18 protein-coding genes are annotated in these 20056 nt (G+C 72.3%); 15 read left to right on the top strand and 3 right to left on the bottom strand.

Going from position 1 to position 20056, the window contains the following annotated elements:
* Window positions 1–3: 3 nt before the first annotated feature.
* Window positions 4–972 (bottom strand): CDF family Co(II)/Ni(II) efflux transporter DmeF, encoded by a 969-nt coding sequence (gene dmeF, locus AC07PU_RS37330; protein ID WP_495323041.1) that lies wholly within the window; start codon window positions 970–972, stop codon window positions 4–6.
* Between the two features lie 13 nt (window positions 973–985).
* Entirely contained in the window at window positions 986–2050 is a 1065-nt protein-coding gene (gene ruvB / locus AC07PU_RS37325; protein WP_208513869.1) for a Holliday junction branch migration DNA helicase RuvB, read from the bottom strand.
* A gap of 180 nt (window positions 2051–2230) precedes the next feature.
* Between ruvB and AC07PU_RS37320 the strand changes: the two genes are divergently transcribed.
* Genes AC07PU_RS37320 through AC07PU_RS37290 form a run of 7 tightly spaced genes read left to right on the top strand, consistent with a single transcriptional unit; the run spans window position 2231 to window position 8783 of the window.
* Window positions 2231–2875 (top strand): CDP-alcohol phosphatidyltransferase family protein, encoded by a 645-nt coding sequence (locus AC07PU_RS37320; RefSeq protein WP_495323040.1) that lies wholly within the window; start codon window positions 2231–2233, stop codon window positions 2873–2875.
* Window positions 2872–4671 (top strand): bifunctional alpha/beta hydrolase/class I SAM-dependent methyltransferase, encoded by a 1800-nt coding sequence (locus tag AC07PU_RS37315; RefSeq protein ID WP_495323039.1) that lies wholly within the window; start codon window positions 2872–2874, stop codon window positions 4669–4671. Before AC07PU_RS37320 ends, AC07PU_RS37315 begins: the two co-directional genes overlap by 4 nt.
* Before the next feature lie 16 nt (window positions 4672–4687).
* Window positions 4688–6052 carry a phosphatase PAP2/dual specificity phosphatase family protein gene (locus tag AC07PU_RS37310; protein WP_495323038.1) on the top strand — a complete coding sequence of 455 codons (1365 nt, stop codon included), beginning with the start codon at window positions 4688–4690 and terminating at the stop codon, window positions 6050–6052.
* Window positions 6045–6485 carry a hypothetical protein gene (locus tag AC07PU_RS37305; protein WP_093347998.1) on the top strand — a complete coding sequence of 147 codons (441 nt, stop codon included), beginning with the start codon at window positions 6045–6047 and terminating at the stop codon, window positions 6483–6485. Before AC07PU_RS37310 ends, AC07PU_RS37305 begins: the two co-directional genes overlap by 8 nt.
* 44 nt (window positions 6486–6529) lie before the next feature.
* Window positions 6530–7207 carry a lysophospholipid acyltransferase family protein gene (locus AC07PU_RS37300; RefSeq protein WP_495323089.1) on the top strand — a complete coding sequence of 226 codons (678 nt, stop codon included), beginning with the start codon at window positions 6530–6532 and terminating at the stop codon, window positions 7205–7207.
* Window positions 7204–8160 carry a phosphatidate cytidylyltransferase gene (locus AC07PU_RS37295; protein ID WP_093348006.1) on the top strand — a complete coding sequence of 319 codons (957 nt, stop codon included), beginning with the start codon at window positions 7204–7206 and terminating at the stop codon, window positions 8158–8160. Before AC07PU_RS37300 ends, AC07PU_RS37295 begins: the two co-directional genes overlap by 4 nt.
* Window positions 8157–8783: a YdeI/OmpD-associated family protein gene (locus AC07PU_RS37290; RefSeq protein WP_495323037.1), complete on the top strand. Its 627-nt coding sequence runs from the start codon at window positions 8157–8159 to the stop codon at window positions 8781–8783. The genes AC07PU_RS37295 and AC07PU_RS37290 overlap by 4 nt, the downstream gene beginning before the upstream one ends.
* Before the next feature lies 1 nt (window position 8784).
* Here AC07PU_RS37290 and AC07PU_RS37285 read toward each other — a convergent pair whose 3' ends face one another.
* The gene (locus AC07PU_RS37285) at window positions 8785–9399 is read right to left on the bottom strand and encodes a Crp/Fnr family transcriptional regulator (RefSeq protein WP_256222739.1); all 615 of its coding nucleotides are present in this window, start codon (window positions 9397–9399) and stop codon (window positions 8785–8787) included.
* Between the two features lie 270 nt (window positions 9400–9669).
* Here AC07PU_RS37285 and AC07PU_RS37280 point away from each other — a divergent pair, with 270 nt between their 5' ends.
* The 8 genes from AC07PU_RS37280 to AC07PU_RS37245 all read left to right on the top strand — a co-directional run bounded on the left by AC07PU_RS37280 (window position 9670) and on the right by AC07PU_RS37245 (window position 19974).
* Window positions 9670–10734 (top strand): porin, encoded by a 1065-nt coding sequence (locus AC07PU_RS37280; protein ID WP_495323036.1) that lies wholly within the window; start codon window positions 9670–9672, stop codon window positions 10732–10734.
* A gap of 20 nt (window positions 10735–10754) precedes the next feature.
* Window positions 10755–12890: an acetate--CoA ligase family protein gene (locus AC07PU_RS37275; protein ID WP_495323035.1), complete on the top strand. Its 2136-nt coding sequence runs from the start codon at window positions 10755–10757 to the stop codon at window positions 12888–12890.
* Window positions 12887–13861: a Bug family tripartite tricarboxylate transporter substrate binding protein gene (locus AC07PU_RS37270; RefSeq protein WP_495323034.1), complete on the top strand. Its 975-nt coding sequence runs from the start codon at window positions 12887–12889 to the stop codon at window positions 13859–13861. Before AC07PU_RS37275 ends, AC07PU_RS37270 begins: the two co-directional genes overlap by 4 nt.
* A gap of 47 nt (window positions 13862–13908) precedes the next feature.
* Window positions 13909–15297 carry a DUF1254 domain-containing protein gene (locus AC07PU_RS37265; RefSeq protein WP_495323032.1) on the top strand — a complete coding sequence of 463 codons (1389 nt, stop codon included), beginning with the start codon at window positions 13909–13911 and terminating at the stop codon, window positions 15295–15297.
* A gap of 4 nt (window positions 15298–15301) precedes the next feature.
* Entirely contained in the window at window positions 15302–16639 is a 1338-nt protein-coding gene (locus AC07PU_RS37260) for a DUF1254 domain-containing protein (protein WP_495323031.1), read from the top strand.
* Entirely contained in the window at window positions 16636–17892 is a 1257-nt protein-coding gene (locus AC07PU_RS37255) for an alkyl sulfatase dimerization domain-containing protein (RefSeq protein ID WP_296782975.1), read from the top strand. The genes AC07PU_RS37260 and AC07PU_RS37255 overlap by 4 nt, the downstream gene beginning before the upstream one ends.
* A 20-nt stretch (window positions 17893–17912) precedes the next feature.
* Window positions 17913–18896: a Bug family tripartite tricarboxylate transporter substrate binding protein gene (locus AC07PU_RS37250; protein WP_495323029.1), complete on the top strand. Its 984-nt coding sequence runs from the start codon at window positions 17913–17915 to the stop codon at window positions 18894–18896.
* A 127-nt stretch (window positions 18897–19023) separates the two neighbouring features.
* The gene (locus AC07PU_RS37245; RefSeq protein ID WP_495323028.1) at window positions 19024–19974 is read left to right on the top strand and encodes a helix-turn-helix domain-containing protein; all 951 of its coding nucleotides are present in this window, start codon (window positions 19024–19026) and stop codon (window positions 19972–19974) included.
* The last annotated feature ends 82 nt before the right edge of the window (window positions 19975–20056 follow it).

The following is a 20056-nucleotide window of genomic DNA, read 5'->3' as shown; positions in this document are numbered from 1 at the left end:
GCGTCAGTCGTGGCAGCGCTGGATCTCGACCGTCGAGTGCCGGATCTCCTCGTGCATCGAGAAGCAGGCCCGCACCTGGTCGGCCGTGAGCGTGGCCGAATGGGTGACCACCGTGAGCGCGCAGGCATAAGCCTCGCGGCCCACGCGCCACACGTGCAGGTCGGCCACTCGGGTCAGCGAATCGGCCAGGCCGGCCTCGATGCCCTCGCGGATCTCCTCGGCCACCGGGTGGTCCATCTCGCGGTCGAGCAGCACCTTGCCGGTTTCCTTCAGCAGCCCCTTGGCCCAGACCGCGACCAGCACCGCGCCGACGATGCCCATTGCCGGGTCGAGCCAGGCCCAGCCGTAGAACCAGCCGCCCAGCAGCGCCGCGATCGCGAGCACCGAGGTCGCGGCATCGGCCACGACATGGATGTAGGCCGAGCGCAGGTTCAGGTCGTGGCCATGCTCGCCGTGCGCGTGGTGATGGTCGTGATCGTGGTCGTGCGCATGCCCGTGGTCGTGGCCAGGGTGGTGGTGCGCCCCGCCCAGCAGCCGCGCGCAGACCAGGTTGACCACCAGCCCCAGCACCGCCACCGAGATCGCCTCGGGATAGTGGATCGCCGACGGCGACCACAGCCGCTCGAGCGAGCCCACCACCATCAGCGCCGCGATGCCCAGCAGCACCAGCGCGCTCGCGAAGCCGCCGAGCACCTCGATCTTCCAGGTGCCGAAGGCGAAGCGCGGGTCGCGCGCATAGCGCCGCGCGGCCGCATAGGCGAAGGCGCTCAGGCCGATGGCCAGCGCGTGCGAGCTCATGTGCCAGCCGTCGGCCAGCAGCGCCATCGAGTTGAACCACCAGCCGGCGCCGATCTCGATCGCCATCATCGCGGCGGTGATCCACATCACGAGCCGCGTGCTGCGCTCGGCGCGTTCGTTGTCGCTGCCGAAGTGGTGCTCGTGCTGCCACGCGCTCAGGTCATGGGTGTGCATGGTGAAAAGTCTCTCAGCTGCCGAACAGGTCCTGGCCCTCGGCGCGGCTCGACGGCGGCGTCACGCCGAGGTGGCGGTAGGCCGCCAGCGTGGCGATGCGCCCGCGCGGCGTGCGCTGCAGGTAGCCCTGCTGGATCAGGTAGGGCTCGATCACGTCCTCGATGGTGTCGCGCTCCTCGCCGATGCTGGCCGCGACGTTGTCGAGTCCCACCGGGCCGCCGTCGAAGCGGTGCACCACGGCCTCGAGCAGCTTGCGGTCCATCAGGTCGAAGCCCTGCGGGTCGACGTCGAGCATGGCCAGCGCCTTGTGCGCGATCTCCTCGGTGATGCGGCCGTCGCCCTTGACCTCGGCGTAGTCGCGCACGCGGCGCAGCAGCCGGTTGGCGATGCGCGGCGTGCCGCGCGAGCGGCGCGCGATCTCGAAGCCGCCGGTCTCGTCGGTCTCGACCTTGAGCAGGCCGGCGCTGCGGCGCACGATCAGCGCGAGCTCCTCGGGCGTGTAGAACTCCAGCCGCGCGACGATGCCGAAGCGGTCGCGCAGCGGGTTGGTGAGCATGCCCGCGCGCGTGGTGGCGCCCACCAGCGTGAAGGGCTGCAGGTCGAGCTTGATGCTGCGCGCGGCCGGGCCCTCGCCGATCATGATGTCGATCTGGTAGTCCTCGAGCGCCGGGTAGAGGATTTCCTCGACCACCGGACTGAGCCGGTGGATCTCGTCGATGAACAGCACGTCGTTGGGCTCGAGGTTGGTCAGCAGCGCCGCCAGGTCCTTGGGCTTCTCGAGCACCGGGCCCGAGGTCTGGCGCAGGTTCACGCCGAGCTCGGCCGCGATGATGTGCGACAGCGTGGTCTTGCCCAGGCCCGGCGGGCCGAACAGCAGCACGTGGTCGAGCGCCTCGCGGCGCTTGCGCGCGGCGCCGATGAAGATTTCGAGCTGCTCGCGCACCTTGGCCTGGCCGACGTACTCGTCGAGCAGCTTGGGGCGCAGGGCCCGCTCGATCGCCTCCTCGTTGGGCGAGGCGGGCGCGGCGGACACCACGCGTTGCGGGGCGGGGGCGAAGTCGTCGGTCTGGATGGTCATGGGCGCGGGGGGTGCGGCGAGTTTAGTGGCTGCATCGCCGCAACGGACGGCCCGCGGCCCCGGCGCCACGAGGGCCTTTCGCGGGTTTTCGCGGGCTTTTGCAGGCGGGACCTGCGCCTACAGGAGCGCTCGCCTGCACTGGCAGAATGCCCCGACCAGAATGAAGAGGGGATCACAACAGTGTCGATCTACGAACTGAAGCCGCGTTTCCAGGCCCTGCTTCGGCCGCTCGTGGTCGGACTGCATGCACGGGGCGTCACCGCCAATCAGGTCACGCTGAGCGCCTGCGTGGTCTCGGTGGCCATCGGGCTGTGGCTCTACCTGGCCGCGCCCTCGCTCGCGGCCTTCGGGCTGATCCCGGCCTGGATGTTCCTGCGCATGGCCTTCAATGCCATCGACGGCATGCTGGCGCGCGAGCACCACCAGCAAAGCCGGCTCGGCGCCTTCCTCAACGAACTCACCGACGTGGTCTCCGATGCCGCGCTGTACCTGCCCTTCGTGCTGGTGCAGCCCTTCAGCCCGTTCTGGGTCGGCACCGTGATCGTGCTGGCCGGACTCAGCGAATTCGCCGGCGCGCTCGGCCCCACGGTCGGTGCATCGCGCCGCTACGATGGGCCGCTCGGCAAGAGCGACCGCGCCTTCGTGTTCGGCGCGCTCGGCCTCTACGTGGCGCTCGGCGGCCCGCTGCCGGGCTGGACCGCGGTGCTGATGCCGCTGCTGGCGCTGCTGGTGGCCTGGACCGTGGTCAACCGCGTGCGCCGCGCGCTCGCCGAAGCCGAGGCCGCGGACGGCGCCACACCAAAACAAACAACAGGGATTCAATGAACGACAACACCACCGACACCGGCGCCTCGCCGTCTCCCCTCACGCAACGGCCGCTGGCCGAGCGCCAGTTCCGCACCCACGACGGCGAATCGCTGTTCTACCGCCACTGGCCGGCCACCGGCCCCGCGCGGCGCGGTGCCATCGTGCTGTTCCACCGCGGCCACGAGCACGGCGCGCGCATGGCGCACCTGGTCGACGAGCTCGACCTGCCCGATTTCGACGTCTTCGCCTGGGACGCGCGCGGCCACGGCCGCTCGCCGGGCCAGCGCGGCTACAGCCCCAGCTTCGGCACCTCGGTGCGCGACGTGCAGACCTTCGTGCAGCACATCGTCGGCGCGCACGGCGTGGCCGAGCACGACATCCACGTGATCGCGCAGAGCGTGGGCGCGGTGCTGGTCGCGACCTGGGCCCACGACTACGCGCCCAAGGTGCGCGGCCTCACGCTGGCCTCGCCGGCCTTCAAGGTCAAGCTCTACGTGCCCTTCGCGCGGCCGGGCCTGGCGCTGATGCACAAGCTGCGCGGCCTGTTCTTCGTCAACAGCTACGTCAAGGCCAAGTTCCTCACGCACGACCCCGCGCGCATCGCGAGCTACGAGAGCGACCCGCTGATCACGCGGCCGATCGCGGTCAACATCCTGCTGGGCCTGTACGAGGCGGCCGACCGCGTGGTGGCCGACGCCAACGCGATCACCTTGCCGGTGCAGCTCCTGATCTCGGGCGCCGACTGGGTGGTGCACCACAAGCCGCAGCACCAGTTCTTCGAACGGCTGGGCAGCGCGGTCAAGACCAAGACGGTGCTGCCGGGCTTCTTCCACGACACGCTGGGCGAGAAGGACCGCGCACCCGCGGTGCAGGCCATCCGCGAATTCGTGCTGCGCCTGTTCGACGAGGCACCCGCGCCGGTCGACCGCCGCGGCGCCCACCTCGAGGGCGAGACCGCCGAGGAATCGCGCGCGCTGGCCGCGCCGCTGCCGGCGCTGTCGCCGCGCGGCCTCTACTGGTCGCTCACGCGCGCCGGGCTGCGCTTCGGCGGCGGGCTGTCCGAGGGCGTGAAGCTGGGCCACGACACCGGCTTCGACTCGGGCAGCACGCTCGACTACGTCTACCGCAATGTCGCGCAGGGCAAGGGCGCGCTGGGCCGCGCGATCGACCGCAACTACCTCGAGGCCATCGGCTGGCGCGGCATCCGGCAGCGCAAGATCCACGTCGAGGAGCTGCTGCGCATCGCGATGGAGCGGCTGGCCGAGATGCACCGCGAGGTGCGGCTGATGGACATCGCGGCCGGCCATGGCCGCTACGTGCTCGACGCGGTGCTCGCGAGCCCGGTCAAGGCCAGCTCGATCCTGCTGCGCGACTACAGCGAGATCAACGTGCGCGACGGTCGCGCGCTGATCGCCGAGAAGGGCCTGGAGGACGTCGCCCAGTTCGTGCAGGCCGACGCCTTCGACCGCATGAGCCTCGCGAGCGTCACGCCGCGGCCCACGCTGGCGGTGGTGTCGGGGCTGTACGAGCTGTTCCCCGACAACGAGATGGTGCGACGCTCGCTCGCGGGCGTGGGCGACGCGGTGGAGGACGGCGGCTGGCTGGTCTACACCGGCCAGCCCTGGCATCCGCAGCTCGAGATGATCGCGCGCGCGCTCACCAGCCACCGCCAGGGCGAGGCCTGGGTGATGCGCCGCCGCACGCAGGTCGAGATGGACCAGCTGGTGGAGGAGGCGGGTTTCCGCAAGATCGACCAGCGCAGCGACGAGTGGGGCATCTTCACCGTCTCGCTGGCCCGGCGCACCGAGCACTGAGCGGGCCCGCAACGCCATGCGCGCCTGGTTCGCGGCAAGACCCTGGAAGCGTGCCGCCGGCTGGCTGGTGCTGCTGGGGCCGCTGTTCTACCTGACCTACGGCCTCGCCAACTGGTGGGCCACCACGCGCGCGCAGGTGCCCTCGATGGCCTTCGCGTGGGAACGCCAGGTGCCGTTCTGGCCCTGGACCATCTTTCCCTACTGGACCATCAACGTCTTCTACGCGCTGTCGCTGTTCCTCGCGCGCGACCGCCACACGCTCGACCGCCACGGCGCGCGGCTGGTCAGCGCCACGCTGATCGCCTGCAGCTGCTTCGTGATCTGGCCGCTGCACTTCAGCTTCGGCCAGCCCGCGGTCGAGGGCGCGCCAGCCTTCCTGTTCGCGGCGCTGCGCGGCTTCGACCAGCCCTACAACCAGGCGCCCTCGCTGCACATCGCGCTGGCGGTGATCCTGTGGGACTGGTATCGGCAGTTCATCCGGCCGCGCTGGGCGTGCGCCGTGCTGCACCTGTGGGCCTTCGCGATCTGCGCCTCGGTGCTGACCACCTGGCAGCACCATTTCATCGACATCCCGACCGGCGCGCTGTTGGGCCTGGTCTGCACCTGGCTGTGGCCGCTGCGGCGCACGGTCTCGCTGCCGTGCGCCTGGCGGCTCGCGCGCGATCCGCAACGCTGGAAGCTCGCGGCCTGCTATGCGCTGGGCGCCCTGGCCTGCCTTGCGCTCGCGCTGTGGGGCGGCGGCTGGGCGCTGTGGCTGGCCTGGCCCGCGGCCTCGCTGGCGCTGGTGGCGCTCAACTACGCGGGCTTCGGCGCGCGCGGCTTCCAGATGGACGGCCAGGGCCGCATGGGCTGGGCCGCGCGTTGGCTGTTCGCACCCTACCGGCTCGGCGCGGCGCTCAACGCACGGCTGTGGACGCGCGGACTGCCGCCCGCGGCCGAGGTGGTGCCCGGGCTCTGGCTCGGCCGCCTGCCCACGCCGGCCGAATGGCAGGCAGCGGGCCGGCCGCGGCTGGTGAGCCTCTGCGCCGAGCTGCAGGTGCCGGGCGGCACCACCGGCGCGCGCTGCGTGCCGCTGCTCGACCTCGTGGTGCCGGCCTCGCAGCGGCTGCGGCGCGCGGCCGCGGTGATCGAGGGCCAGCGGCGCGCCGCGCGCGGCGGCCCGGTCTGGGTCTGTTGCGCGCTCGGCTTCTCGCGCAGCGCGGCCGCGACCATCGCCTGGCTCGGCACGCACGGCGTGGCGAGTGCCGCCGACGGGCTGGCGACGGCCGAGGCCGCGGTGCGCCGCGCGCGGCCGCAGATCGTGCTGCGGCCGGCCTGGTTCGCCGCGCTCGCGCCGCTCGGCACCCCCAGCGTCCCCACCGGAGCAGCGCCCCATGAATGACACCGACCGCGCCACCTGCGCCGCGCTCGCCGGCCTGCTGCGCGCGGCCGGCGTGCTGGCCCTCTGGGGTTTCGCGCTCAGCGCGATCGCGGCACTCGTGCTCGCGCTCACCTTGCGCTCGCTGCCCACCACGCCGAGCATGGCCTTCGGCGCCGTCGCCATCCTCGGCGTGCTCGAGCGCTATTTCGCGTTCCGGCTGCGGCTCGACCAGGCGCTGTTCGACGACCTCGCGCGCGGCACCATCGCCTCGCTCGAGGCGCTCGACCAGGCGCTGGCGCGGCTCGGGCTGCGCGCCGACGACGCATCTTCCGCCGCGCGGCCGCTGGCCGACCGCGCGCAGGGCACCCGCCAGCTGCTGCAGCGCCACGCCATCGTGGTCGCCTGCCAGAGCGCGATGTTCCTGCTCGCCCTCATGACACAGGACCTCACTTGAACGACGTCTCTCCTCCCCCAGAAGAAAAGCGCCCCGACAGCGGCATCGTGCGCCGCGCGCTCGCCGTGGTCGCGGGCAAGCTGATCATCGGCGCCGCGGGCCTCCTGACCGGCGTGCGCGCCATCTGGTCGGGCACCAGCCCCAAGGCCGAGCAGACGCTCTACTTCGCCAACCACACCAGCCATGGCGACTTCGTGCTGCTGTGGGCCACGCTGCCGAGCGACCTGCGCGCGCTCACGCGGCCGGTGGCGGGGCTGGACTACTGGATGGCCTCGAAGCTGCGCCAGTTCATCGGCGCCGACGTGTTCAACGCGCTGATGATCCGGCGCGACGGCTCGGGCCAGGGCGACAACCCGGTCGAGCAGATGAAGGCCGCGCTCGAGGCCGGCGACTCGCTGATCATGTTCCCCGAGGGCACGCGCAACACCGGCGACGAGATCCTGCTGCCGCTCAAGAGCGGGCTGTTCCACCTCGCGCGCGCCTGCCCCAACGTGCGGCTGGTGCCGGTGTGGATCGAGAACCTCAAGCGCGTGCTGCCCAAGGGCACGCTGGTGCCGATCCCGCTGGCCTGCACGGTGCGCTTCGGCACGCCGATCGTGCTGGCCGAGGGCGAGGACAAGCTGAGCTTCCTGGCGCGTGCGCGCACCGCCATGCTCGACCTGCGGCCCGAGTACGACCGCCTCGACGAGAAGCCCAAGGCGGCCTCCGGGAGCGCCGCATGATCGAACTCTCGCCCTTCGCGCAGACCACCCTGCAGCTGTTCGGCGGCGTGCTCGGCGTGCTGCTGCTGGCCTCGGGCATCGGCGCCGTGCTCAAGTGGCGCGTGGCACACGGCCAGCCGCATTCGGTGATCGACAACCTCAATGCGCGCGTCAATGCCTGGTGGGTGATGGTGGCGGCGATCGGCCTGGCCTTCGCCTTCGGCAAGGGCGGCGTGATCGTGCTGTTCTACCTGATCTCGTTCTACGCGCTGCGCGAGTTCATCAGCCTGGCCTACACCCGGCGCGGGGACCACCACGCGATCGCGGCCGCCTTCTACATCGGCCTGCCGGTGCAGTACTTCCTGGTCTGGATCGACTGGTACGGCCTCTATTCGATCTTCATCCCGGTCTATGCCTTCCTGGTGCTGCCGATCCTCGCGGCCGTGGGCGGCGACACGCAGCGCTTCCTCGAGCGCACCTCGAAGATCCAGTGGGGCCTGATGATCTGCGTGTTCTGCATCAGCCACGTGCCGGCGCTGCTCACCCTGCAGATCCCGGGCTTCGAGGGCCGCAACCTGCTGCTGATCGCCTTCCTCGTGATCGTGGTGCAGGGCAGCGACGTGCTGCAGTACATCTGGGGCAAGCTGTTCGGCAAGCGCAAGGTGGCGCCCGAGCTCTCGCCCTCGAAGACCTGGGAGGGCCTGATCGGCGGCATCGCGAGCGCCACCGCGCTCGGCGCCGCGCTGTCGTGGGCCACGCCCTTCAACCCCTGGCAGGCCGCGCTGATGTCGCTGACCATCTGCCTGATGGGCTTCTTCGGCGGCCTCGTGATGTCGGCCATCAAGCGCGACCGCGGCGTGAAGGACTGGGGGTCGATGATCGAGGGCCATGGCGGCATGCTCGACCGGCTCGACTCGGTGATCTTCGCGGCGCCGATCTTCTTCCACGCGCTGCGCTACTGGTGGGTGCCGTGACGGCGGCGAAGAAGGCCCCGGCGAAGAAGGCGGCCGCCACGGCCGAGCGCATCGTCGACGACACGCCCATCGAATGCGCCGACGCCGCCGCGCTCGCGCGCTGGTACGAGCGACACCATGCGAGCCACGCCGGCGTCTGGCTGCGGCTCGCGAAGAAGGTCAGCGGCATCGCCTCGGTCGATACCGCGCAGGCCCTCGATCTCGCGCTGTGCCATGGCTGGATCGACGGCCAGCGCAAGAGCGACAGCGACACGCACTTCCTGCAGCGCTACACGCCGCGCACGAAGCGCAGCACCTGGTCGCAGATCAACCGCGCCAAGGCGCTGCAGCTGATCGAGGAAGGCCGCATGCAGCCGGGTGGCCTGGCCGAGGTCGAACGCGCCAAGGCCGACGGCCGCTGGGAGGCCGCCTACGAGGCCTCGCGCGTGGCGACCGTGCCGCCCGACCTGCGGGCCGCGCTCGACGCCAACAGGAAAGCCGCGAAGTTCTTCGCCGCGCTCGATGCGCGCAACCGCTTCGCGGTGCTGTTCCGCACCCAGAGCGCGAAGAAGCCCGAGACCCGCGCGCGGCGCATCGCGCAGTTCGTCGAGATGCTCGCCAAGGGCGAGAAGATCCACCCCTGATTCAGGTGCCGGCCGCGATGCGCGCGAGCCGTTCGGCGTCGACGATGCGGATGCGCTTGTAGCGCATGTCGATCGCGCCCTCTTCCACCAGCCGCCCCAGCTCCTTGTTGACGGTCTGGCGCGACAGGCCGAGCATGGCCGCGAGGTCGGTCTGCGACAGCCGCACCAGCGGCGGCGCGCCGTCCTCGCCCTGGCCGCTGTAGAAGTGCACCAGGTTCATCAGCGCGGCCGCCACCCGGCCATGGATCGAGTTGAGCATCTGGTTCTGCAGCAGCACGATGCTCAGCCGCTGGCGCTGCAGGCCGAGCTTGGCCACGTCGCGCCACAGCAGCGGCTCGGCATCGAGCACCGCCAGCACCGCGTCGCTCGGCAGGTGCACGATCACCGAGTCCTCGTGCGCGTGGTAGTCGTAGGCCAGCGGCACCTCCTCGAGCAGGCGCACCAGCGGCGCCACCTGCCCGGGGCCGAGCAGCGCGTTCACGTACTTGCGGCCGTTCGGACTCATGCTGCTGATCTCGAGGCAGCCCGACACCACCACCAGCAGCTCGCGCCGATGGCGGTCGTGCGCGAGCACCTGCGTGCGGCGGCCGTAGCGCTCGAGCCGCGCCGACTTCATGAGCTCGGCGCGGCGCGCATCGGGCCAGCGCGAGAACAGCTCGTTCCAGCGCAGCGCGCGCTCGAGCAGCGCGGCGTTCTCCTCGGCCTCTCGTTCGGTGGTCTTGCGCGGTCGGGTCAGCGGGTTCTCCCTGCGGCGATGTTCGGGAATCTGTCAACGCTTTGACAGATTCGGGGGGCGGTCGTTTCTATCGTAAGCACCGGACACCGACAAGCACGCAAGCGGCAGCCGCCCTCGAGGGGCGGCAAGCCCCACCGGAGACAACACGACATGAAGAAGACAGCCGCCGCGGGCCTCGCGCTCGCGGCCTCCTCCTCGCTCGCGCTTGCACAGGGCAGCGTGACGATCTTCGGCACCGCCGACCTCTACCTGGCCCATGCGAAGTCGGGACCGAGCTCCTCGACGCGGCTCGAGGACGGCGGCCAGACCGCGTCGCGCCTCGGCTTTCGCGGCGCGGAGGACCTGGGCGGCGGGTTCGATGCGCACTTCACGCTCGAGGCCGGCTTCGCACCCGACACCGGCAAGGGCACGCTGGCCGGTCCCGAGATCGCGTTCACGCGCCAGTCCTTCGTCGGCCTGTCGACGCCCTGGGGGCAGGTCGACGCGGGCCGCATGTACACGCCGATGTTCTACACGCTGTTCAAGGCCGATCCCTATGGCGTGAACTCGGTGTTCTCGCCGATCAACCTGGTGGCCGCCAACGACGCGCAGCCCGGCCTGCTGCCCTTCGCGGCGCGCGCCAGCAACATGGTGCGCTACCGCACGCCGGCCATCGCCGACTTCTACGCCGACATCGCCTATGCGCCCGGCGAAGCCAGCGCCGCGAGCCACCGCAGCGGCACGCTCTACGGCGGCAGCCTCAGCTGGGGGCGCAAGCCCTACTACGTGGGCTATGCCTTCCAGCGCGCGCGCTCGGGTTCGGCCGCCGCGCCCGTGGCCGAGCCGAGCACCAGCACCTACCAGGCGCTGAGCGCGGCCTACGACTGGGAGGCGATCGGGCTGCAGCTCTACGCCAACTACGTGCGCAACAGCTCGAGCCTGCCCGGCGTGCCGAGCGCGAAGCTCGCGAGCCTCGGCCTCACCTACAACATCACGCCGGCCTCGAACCTGATGTTCGAGGCCATGCAGCGCAAGGTGGACGCGAGCGAGCGTTCGCAGCTGGCCTGGACCCTGGGCTACGACTACTACCTGAGCAAGCGCACCGTGCTCTACGCGCGCTGGCTGCGGCTGCTCAACCGGCATGGCGCCTCGGCCACGCTCGCCACGGTCGCGGTCGCGCCCGACAGCGGCAACGGCGTGCGCGTGCTCGCGACCGGCATCCGCCACAACTTCTGAAACCCCTCGTCGCCTCTTCCATGGATTTCTTCAGCTCCCAGACCGAATCCCTGTCGGCCCTGTTCGCGCCGCGTTCCATCGCGGTGGTCGGCGCCTCCTCCAACCCGCAGAAGATCGGCGGCATCCCGGTCGACTACCAGCGCCGCTTCGGCTTCGACGGCGCGCTCTACCCGGTCAACCCGAACGCCGAGCGCATCCAGGACCTGCGGGCCTGGCCCAGCCTGCGCGCCATCGGCCAGCCGGTGGACCTCGCGATCCTCTCGGTGCCGGCCGCGCTGGTCGATGCGGCGCTCGACGACGCGATCGAAGCGAAGGTCAAGGGCGTGGTGCTGTTCTCCTCGGGCTTCGCCGAGACCGGCGCCGAAGGCACGGCCACGCAGGCGCGGCTCGGCGCCAAGGCCCGCGCGGCCGGCCTGCGGCTCATCGGGCCCAACTGCCTGGGCTTCATGAACATCGCGCACAAGGTCTACGCCACCTTCTCGCCCGCGCCCGGCGTGGGCCGCGTGGCGCCGGGGCGCATCGGGCTGGTGAGCCAGTCGGGCGCCTTCGGTGCCTACGCCTACGCGATGGCGCGCGAGCGCGGCGTCGGCCTGTCGCTGTGGGCCACCACCGGCAACGAGGCCGACCTGCAGTTCGCCGACTGCCTGGCCTGGCTCGCGCAGGACCCGGCCACCGACGTGATCATGGGCTACATGGAAGGCTGCCGCGACGGCCCCCGGCTGCGCGCCGCGCTGGCGCTCGCGCAGGCCGCGGGCAAGCCGGTGGTGATGGTCAAGGTCGGCCGCACCGCGCTGGGCGCGCAGGCCGCGGCCTCGCACACCGCGGCGCTCGCGGGCGACGACGCGGTGTACGACGCGGTGTTCCGCCGCTACGGCGTGCTGCGCGCGCGCAGCCTCGGCGAGTTCTTCGACCTGGCGCACAGCGCCGCCGTGGCCGGCCGGCCGCGCGACCGCTCGATCGGTCTGTTCACGCTGTCGGGCGGCGTGGGCGCGCTGATGGCCGACGACGCCTCGGCGCAGGGCCTCGACGTGCAGCCGCTCGGCGAGGCCGCGCAGGCCACGCTGCGCGACTGGGTGCCGTTCGCCGCGCCGCGCAACCCGGTCGACATCACGGGCCAGGTCACCAACGACATGAGCCTGCTCGAGCGCAGCGCGCGCCTGATGCTCGACGACCGCGGCTTCGCCTCGTGGCTGGGCTTCCTCGCGGCCGCGGGCGCGTCGGATGCATTCTGGCCCACGCTGCGCGCGCTGGTGGCGTCGCTGCGCGCGGCCTATCCCGACACGCTGCTCGCGATCAGCACGCTGCTCTCGCCCGAACGCCGCGCCGAACTCGAAGGCCTGCGCTGCCTGGTGTTCGCCGATCCGTCGGACGGCATCCGCACCATCGCCGCGCTCGCGGGATTGAAGACCGGCGCCCTGCCCGGGCCCGATGCACGGCCCGCCGGCGATCCGATCGTGCTCGCGCCCGGCGCGATGGCCGAGCCCGCGGCGCTCGCGCTGCTCGCCGGGGCCGGCGTGCCCGTGGTCGCGCACCGCGTGGCGCACAGCGCCGACGAGGCCGCGGCGGCGGCCGAGGCCTTCGACGGTGCCGTGGCGCTGAAGATCGTGAGCGCCGACATCCCGCACAAGTCGGACGTCGGCGGCGTGGCGCTCGACCTGCGGGGCGCGGCACAGGCGCGCGCGGCCTTCGAGCGCACGCGCGACCATGCGCTGAGCGCGCGGCCCGAGGCACGGCTCGACGGCGCGCTGGTGGCGCGCATGGCGAGCGGCGGCGTCGAATGCATCGCGGGCGTGCACCGCGACCCGGTGTTCGGGCCGGTGCTGATGTTCGGCCTCGGCGGCATCCACGTCGAGACCCTGCGCGACGTGGCGCTGCGCGTGCTGCCGGTCACGCGCGAGGACACGCTGGCGATGGTGCGCGAGCTGCGTGCCTTCGCGATCCTCGACGGCGCGCGCGGCAAGGCGCCGGTCGACCTCGCGTCGATCGCCGATGCGCTGTGCGCGCTCGCCGACTTCGCGCTGCGCGCCGGCGATTCGCTGGCGAGCGCCGAGATCAATCCGCTGATCGCGCGGCCGCAGGCCGAGGGCGGCTGCGTGGCGGTCGATGCGCTGATCGTGGGCCGCGACCCATCGTCGTCGGAAGGAGCCATCGCATGACGCCCTCGAAGCGACGCCTGCTGCTGTGCGCGCTCGCGGTCTTCGCGGCCGCCGGCGCCCGCGCCGAATTCCCGTCGAAGCCGCTGCGCATCGTCGTGCAGTACCAGGCCGGCGGCTCCTCCGACATCCTCGCGCGCCTGGTCGCCGAGGGGCTGTCGAAGCGGCTGGGCCAGCCCGTGGTGGTCGAGAACCGCAGCGGCGCGGGAGGGATCATCGGCACCGACTACGTCGCCAAGAGCGCGCCCGACGGCCACACGCTGCTGCTGACGGTGCCGGGCCCGGTCACGGCCAACATCGTGCTCTACGGCAAGCTGCCCTACGACCCGCGCACCGACCTGCGCATGGTCTCGGACATCGCGACCACGCGCACCGTGCTCGCGGTGCATCCCTCGGTGCCGGCCAAGGATGTCGCCAGCCTGATCGCGGTGCTGAAGGCCGCGCCCAGCAAGTACGCGATGGGCTCCTGGGGCCCGGGCACGCAGCCGCACCAGATCCAGGTCTACATGGACCGCGCCTACGGCCTGCGCACGCTGCACGTGCCCTACAAGGGCGAGAGCCCGATGGCGATCGACCTGATCGGCGGCGTGATCCAGCTGACCGTGGGCTCGATCGCCACGCTGCAGCCCTACATCGCGGCCGGCAAGCTGCGCGCGCTCGCGGTCGCCGGGCCGCGCCGCGCCAAGGCGCTGCCCGAGGTGCCGACCTTCGCCGAGCAGGGCTTCGCCGACGAGGTCTACGCGCTGACCGGGCCGACCTCGCTGATGGCGCCCGCGAAGACGCCCGACGCGGTGGTCGAGCGGCTCGGGCGCGAGGTCGCCGCGGTGGTGCACCAGCCCGAGGTCGCGCGCCGCATCGAGGAACTCGGCGCCGAACCCGTGGGCAATCTGCCTGCGGAAGCCAGCGCCGCCTACCGCGCCTTCCTGCCCGTGACGCTGCGGCTCACGCAGGCCACGGGCGTGAAGCTCGATTGATTGCCCTCCCTTTCCTTCATCGCCACCAGCCAAGAGGTTCCGTCCCCATGAATGCTCCCGCCTCCCAGGCCACCGTCGACGCCGCGCGCCAGGCGCTCGCGCGCTCGATCGGCCTCGCCGCCTTCGTCTACGGCTATCCGCTGACCGAGACCTATCGCACCTGCGCGCTGCAGACCGCGCCGTGCGCCGAACGCCGCATCGGCACCTCGGCCGGCTCGGACGTGCGCGCGCCGATCAACACGCTGCACCATGCGCCGCGCCCCTCGACCCACGAGGACCGCGACGTGGTGACGCCGGCCAACGACCTGCTCTACACCATCGCCTGGATCCACCTCGCCGACGGCCCGATGCTGCTGAGCGTGCCCGCGGCCGCGCGCCATCCGGGGCGCTACTTCGTGCTGCCGCTGTACGACGCCTACACCGAGAACTTCGAGAACCTCGGGCCGCGCAACTGCGATCCCGCGGGCGAGACCGTGGTGCTCGTGGGCCCGGGCGACACGGTGCCCGAGACGCTGGCCGCGCACCGCGTGGTGCGCTGCCCGACCGACCTGGTGTGGCTGATCGGCCGCATCCTGGTCGGCGACGAGGCCGACTGGCCCGCGGCGCGCGCGCTGCAGTCCGAGATCCGGCTCGCGCCCGCGCCCGGCACGGTGCCGCGCGGCCGCCCGGCGGCGATCGAGCGCTGGGTCGGCGAACCGGTCGATGCCATGGCGGCCGCCTTCGAGAACGGCGAGCCGGCCGCGCAGGTCGCGCCGCGCTTTTTCGCCAACCTCTGCCAGGCGCTCGCCGAGGCGCCGGGCCGCGTCGAGGACCGCGCGCTGGTGGCCTGGTTCGGCCAGGCCGGGCTGCGGCCCGACGCGGCCTTCGCGTGGGACACGCTCGACGCGCCGCTGCGCGAGGGCCTGGTCGAAGGTTTCGCCGAGGGCGTGCGCGCGGTCGGCGCGGTGGGCCGGCACCACCGGCCCAAGGCCTGGGCCATGACGCCCGCCACCGGCCGCTACGGCAGCGAGTTCCTCGGCCGCGCGCGCACCGCCTACCTGGGCCTGGGCGCGCTGGCCACCAGCGAGGCGGTGTACGCCGCCTCGCACCACGACGCGACGCTCGAGCCGCTCGACGGCCGGCGCCGCTACGCGATGCGCTTCGAGGCCGACGACCTGCCGCCGGCCGACGCCTTCTGGTCGGTGACGCTCTACGACAGCGACCGCTTCCTCTATCCCAACGCCATCGGCCGCCATGCGATCGGCGACCGCACGCAGGGCCTCGCGCGCGGCGCCGACGGCAGCCTGGAACTGGTGCTGGGCCATGCACGGCCCGCCGATGCCGCCAACTGGCTGCCCGCACCGGCCGGCCGCTTCTACCTGATCCTGCGCATGTACCACCCGCGCGAAGGCGTGCGCGCCTGGCGCATCCCGGCCCTGCAGCCGCAGGAGGACTGAGGCCATGGCCGCGACGATCGACGCCGTGACCGACACCCTGGCCGAGGAGGCCGTGGTCTACGCCTGGCCGCTGTACGAGATGTGCCGCATGCGCGCGGCCACCTCGCCGCAACGCTGCGAGACCGCCGGCGAGGCACCGGCGCCGCGGCGCTGGTGCAACGTGTTCACCCATGCGCGCAAGCTGCTGGGCCCGGGCAAGAGCCGCGTCGTGACGCCGAACAACGACACGCTCTACACCAACGCCTGGCTCGACCTCGGCGCGGGCCCGCTGGTGATCGACGTGCCCGACACCGCGGGGCGCTACTACGTGCTGGGCCTGCTCGACTTCTATACCAACCCCTTCGCCCACATCGGCCAGCGGCTCACGGGCACGGCGGCGCGGTCCTTCGTGCTCGTGCCGCCGGGCTGGCGCGGCGAGCTGCCGACCGCCTTCGACGCGCCCGGCGCGCGCATCGAGGCGCCCACACGCTGGCTCTGGGTCATCGGCCGCATCCTGGTCGACGGGCCGCACGACCTGCCCGCGGTGCATGCGCTGCAGGACGGCTTCGTGGTGCGCACGCTGGCCGACTGGCAGGCCGGCAAGGCGCCCCGGCCGATGGCCTTCGATCCGGCCTGCGATCCGCAGGCACCGCCGGACGCCGGGCATTTCGCGACGCAGGTGCAGCGCGCGCTGCGCGAGAACCCGCCGCCCGCGCGCGATGCCGACCGACTCGCACGCTTCGCCGCGCTCGGCCTGCACCCCGATGCCGGTGCGCTCGACGACACGCAGCGCGACCGGCTGCAGGACGCGCTGGCCCGCGTGCTGCCACGGCTGCGTGCCACGGAAGCCGGCCGCGCGGCCGCCAGCGGCTGGGTGGCCATGCCGCCGGTCGAAGCGAGCTTCGGCGACGACCACCGGATGCGCGCGCTGGTCGCGCTCAAGTACATCGGCATGCTCGAGAGCCGCGAGGCCACCTACCCGCTCGCCTGGCACGACGCCGCGGGCCGCGCGCTGCACGGCAGCCACCGCTACACCTTGCGCTTCGGGCCCGGCGAGCTGCCGCCGGTCGAGGCCTTCTGGTCGCTCACGATGTACGACAGCCGCGACTGCATGCTGGTCGACAACCCGATCGACCGCTACGCCATCGGCGACCGCACGCCGGCGCTGCGCCACGACGCCGACGGCGGGCTCACCCTGCACATCCAGCATGCGGCGCCCGCGGACGAGGCCGCGCGCGCGAACTGGCTGCCCGCGCCCGCGGGCGCCTTCTACCTCTGCCTGCGCGCCTACGTGCCGCGCGCGGAAATGCTCGACGGCCGCTATGCGCTGCCGCCGCTTCAACGACTGGGAGACGACGCATGAGCAGCACACAGGAACAGGAGAAGCCCTTCCTCATCGTCGGCAGCGGCACCGAGACGGTGGCGCCGGGCCTGCACATCCTGCGCGGGCAGGGACAGTCCTTCGTGGCCGAGACCGACGTCGGCCTGGTGGTGATCGACGCCGGCCCGGGCGGCGCGGTGACGCAGGGCATGATCGACGCGGTGCGCGAACTCAGCGACGCGCCGCTGCATGCGCTGTGCTACAGCCACGGCCATGTGGGCTACAACGCCGGCGTGCCGATGTGGCTGGCCCATGCGGCGCAGCGCGGCGATGCGCCGCCGCGCGTGATCGCGCACCGCAACGTGCCGCGGCGCCTCGCGCGCTACCGCGAGACCGAGGCGCTGCAGCACCGCATGGCCGAGATCCAGTTCAACCGGCCCGCGGGCTTCTTCGCGCAGCGGCTGTCGATGCATGCGCCGACCGAGACCTTCGACGAGCGGCTGGCCATCGGCCACGGCGAGCGCGCCATCGAGCTGCGCTGGGCGCCCTCGGAGACCGACGACGCGATCGCGCTGTGGAGCCCCGCGCAGCGCGTGCTCTACGGCGGCGCGGCGCTGATCGATTCGATCCCCAACATCGGCACGCCCTTTCGCACCCTGCGCGACACGGTGCGCTGGGCCGACACGCTCGAGGCGCTGGCCGCGCTCGGCGCGCGCAAGGCGGTGCGCGAGTTCGGCGCCACGCTCGAGGGCGAGGACCAGGTGCGGCACGTGCTCACGCACACGGCGCGCGCCCTGCGCTGGCTGCGCGCCGAGGTGGTGCGGCTGATGAACGAGGGCCTCAACGAGCGCGAGCTGCTGGCGCGCATCCGCTGCCCCGACGAACTGTTCGCGGTCGACTGGATGAAGCCCACCTACGGCGACCCGGCCTACATCGTGCGCGACATCTACCGCTCGGAGAACGGCTGGTGGGACCGCAACCCGACCAGCCTGCATCCCGAGCCGCCCGAGGCCGTCGGCCAGGCCGTGGCCGAGGCCATCACCGACAAGGCCGGCCTGATCGCGCGGGCACGCGCGCTGGCGCAGCAGGGGCAATGGCAGCTCGCGCTGCACGTGATCGACCTGCTGGCCACCGCGCGCGGCGACGCGCCCGAGCTCGCCGAGGCACGCGCGCTCAAGGCCGAGTGGCTGCGCCAGCGCGCGCGGCAGGTGCCCAGCTACGTGTCGCGCAACCTCTACCGCGTGAGCGCCGACATGATCGAGCAGGGCACGCAGGCGCGCTTCGGTATCCAATGACTTCCCGAGGACCCGCATCCATGACCGCATCCCTTCTCCGCACCGGCCTGTTCCTTGCCGGCCTCGCCGGCCTGCTGGCCACGACCGCCGCGCAGGGCGCCGAGGCCTATCCCGACAAGCCCGTCACGCTGGTCGTGCCCACGGCCGCCGCGGGCGGCACCGACACCATCGCGCGGCTGGTCGCCGACGCATTGGGCAAGTCGCTCAAGCAGCCCTTCGTGGTCGACAACCGGCCCGGCGCCAACGGCATCCTCGGCACCGAGCAGGTGGCGCGCGCGGCGCCCGACGGCTACCGGCTGCTGTTCACCTATGCCGCCGCGATGGTGGTGAACCCCAGCCTCTACCGCAAGCTGCCCTACGACCCGGTGAAGGACTTCGCGCCGGTGGCGCAGATCGGCCGCGGCGGCAACCTGCTGCTGGTGCGCAACGACCTGCCGGTGAAGACGCTGGCCGACTTCGTCGCCTATGCCAAGGCACGGCCCGACAAGCTCAGCTACTGCTCCTGGGGCAACGGCTCGGGCGGCCATCTGGCGATGGAAAGCCTCAAGAAGCAGGCCGGCCTGGTGATCGAGCACGTGCCCTACAAGGGCAGCGGCCCCTGCGTGCAGGACCTGATGGGCGGCCAGGTCGAGGCGGCCTTCGCCGACATGTCCTCGACGGTGGAGCTGGTGCGCGCCGGCCGGCTCCGGGCGCTGGCCAACAGTGGCCCCTCGCGCATCCCGATGCTGCCCGAGGTGCCGACGATGACCGAGTCCGGCTACCCGTTCACCACCTATGCCTGGTACGGCGTGCTGGCGCCCGCGAAGACGCCGCCGGCGGTCGTGAAGAAGCTCAACGAGGCGGTGAACCGCGCGCTGCGCGACCCGGCCGTGGTGCAGCGCCTGCGCGAGCTCAACTTCACCGACCTGCCGCAGAACACGCCCGAGCAGTTCGCCGCGACCCTGCGCCAGGACCTGCGCGACTGGGGCGCGCTGGTCAAGGACATCGGGCTCCAGCCCGAATGAGGCGGCGGCCGGACCGAGGGTAAGCAAGATGGTCAAGCGCCCGCGCTTCTTGCAGACTGCGCGCTGATCGGCACGGTTCCTGCTCGTCGGCTCGACGACGGCCGCCGTGCCAGCGTCCGCGCCGACCATGACCGAGCTTCACTTCTCCCGCCACCTGAACGCCGAGGCCCAGGCACAGGCCTCGAGCCTGGACCACTGGGACCAGCACTACGAGCAGCTGTCGAACGGCCGCTTCGAGGGCCTGTCCGAGGACCTGCACCTGGGCTTCGTCCAGGTCTTCCACGAGCATGCGAACCAGACCCTGCTGCAGAACGGCCAGGGCCGCCCGGGCACGGTTTCGTTCGCCGTCACCGAGGTCGCGGGCAGCGGCAGCTGGTACTGCGGCCACGAGATCGAGGGCCGGCGCCTGATCGCGCTGTCGCCGCAGCGCGAGTTCGAACTGCTGGCCGGCGCCGGCATGGACCTGATGGCGGTGTGCATCGACACCGCGCCGCTGGCCGAGCTCGCGGCCACGCTGTTCGGCGCCGACTTCGAGCTGCGCCTGCCCGAGCCCGCGCCGGTGCGCCAGCCGGGCTTCGACGAGAGCGAGCTGTCGAAGCTGCTGGGCGCGGCGCTGTCGCTGGCGCGCGGCAACCTCGCGCAGCTCGAGCAGCCGGCGGCGCGCCACATGCTGTCGCTGTCGCTGGCCGACGCGGTGCTGCACTGCATCGGCTGCGACGCCTTCGAACCCCGGCTGCCGCCCGGCACGGTGGCGCGGCGCCACATCGTGGCGCTGGCGCGCGAATACATGCGCGCCCATGCCGACGAGGCCATCAGCGTGCCCGACCTCTGCGCGGCCACCGGCGTGTCGCGCCGCGCGCTGCAGTACGCCTTCGAGGACGTGGTGCACCTGAGCCCCGTGACCTACCTGCGCGTGATGCGCCTGAACCGGGTGCGGCGCGAGCTCCAGACGCACCGGCGCGACAGCATCGGCGACGTGGCGGCGCGCTGGGGCTTCTGGCACCTGTCGCGCTTCGCCGCCGACTACAGCCGGCTGTTCGGCGAACTGCCTTCCGCCACGCGCGCCAGGGCCTGTTAACACTATCCAAGGGGTCGCGTTGCCCCGCAAAGGGGCTGGATGCAAGGCGCCCGCGCGCAGCAAGGCTGATGCCTTGCAAGCG

Source organism: Variovorax sp. GW821-FHT10D07, assembly GCF_059415325.1.
Note: the sequence above shows the minus strand (reverse complement) of the source record. Positions and strands in the feature narration are given on the sequence as shown.

Coding starts and splice junctions, on each gene's coding strand:
- dmeF (WP_495323041.1), bottom strand. CDS start 972: ATGCACACCCATGACCTGAGCGCGTGGCAGCACGAGCACCACTTCGGC.
- ruvB (WP_208513869.1), bottom strand. CDS start 2,050: ATGACCATCCAGACCGACGACTTCGCCCCCGCCCCGCAACGCGTGGTG.
- AC07PU_RS37315 (WP_495323039.1), top strand. CDS start 2,872: ATGAACGACAACACCACCGACACCGGCGCCTCGCCGTCTCCCCTCACG.
- AC07PU_RS37310 (WP_495323038.1), top strand. CDS start 4,688: ATGCGCGCCTGGTTCGCGGCAAGACCCTGGAAGCGTGCCGCCGGCTGG.
- AC07PU_RS37305 (WP_093347998.1), top strand. CDS start 6,045: ATGAATGACACCGACCGCGCCACCTGCGCCGCGCTCGCCGGCCTGCTG.
- AC07PU_RS37295 (WP_093348006.1), top strand. CDS start 7,204: ATGATCGAACTCTCGCCCTTCGCGCAGACCACCCTGCAGCTGTTCGGC.
- AC07PU_RS37285 (WP_256222739.1), bottom strand. CDS start 9,399: ATGAAGTCGGCGCGGCTCGAGCGCTACGGCCGCCGCACGCAGGTGCTC.
- AC07PU_RS37280 (WP_495323036.1), top strand. CDS start 9,670: ATGAAGAAGACAGCCGCCGCGGGCCTCGCGCTCGCGGCCTCCTCCTCG.
- AC07PU_RS37275 (WP_495323035.1), top strand. CDS start 10,755: ATGGATTTCTTCAGCTCCCAGACCGAATCCCTGTCGGCCCTGTTCGCG.
- AC07PU_RS37270 (WP_495323034.1), top strand. CDS start 12,887: ATGACGCCCTCGAAGCGACGCCTGCTGCTGTGCGCGCTCGCGGTCTTC.
- AC07PU_RS37265 (WP_495323032.1), top strand. CDS start 13,909: ATGAATGCTCCCGCCTCCCAGGCCACCGTCGACGCCGCGCGCCAGGCG.
- AC07PU_RS37260 (WP_495323031.1), top strand. CDS start 15,302: ATGGCCGCGACGATCGACGCCGTGACCGACACCCTGGCCGAGGAGGCC.
- AC07PU_RS37255 (WP_296782975.1), top strand. CDS start 16,636: ATGAGCAGCACACAGGAACAGGAGAAGCCCTTCCTCATCGTCGGCAGC.
- AC07PU_RS37250 (WP_495323029.1), top strand. CDS start 17,913: ATGACCGCATCCCTTCTCCGCACCGGCCTGTTCCTTGCCGGCCTCGCC.
- AC07PU_RS37245 (WP_495323028.1), top strand. CDS start 19,024: ATGACCGAGCTTCACTTCTCCCGCCACCTGAACGCCGAGGCCCAGGCA.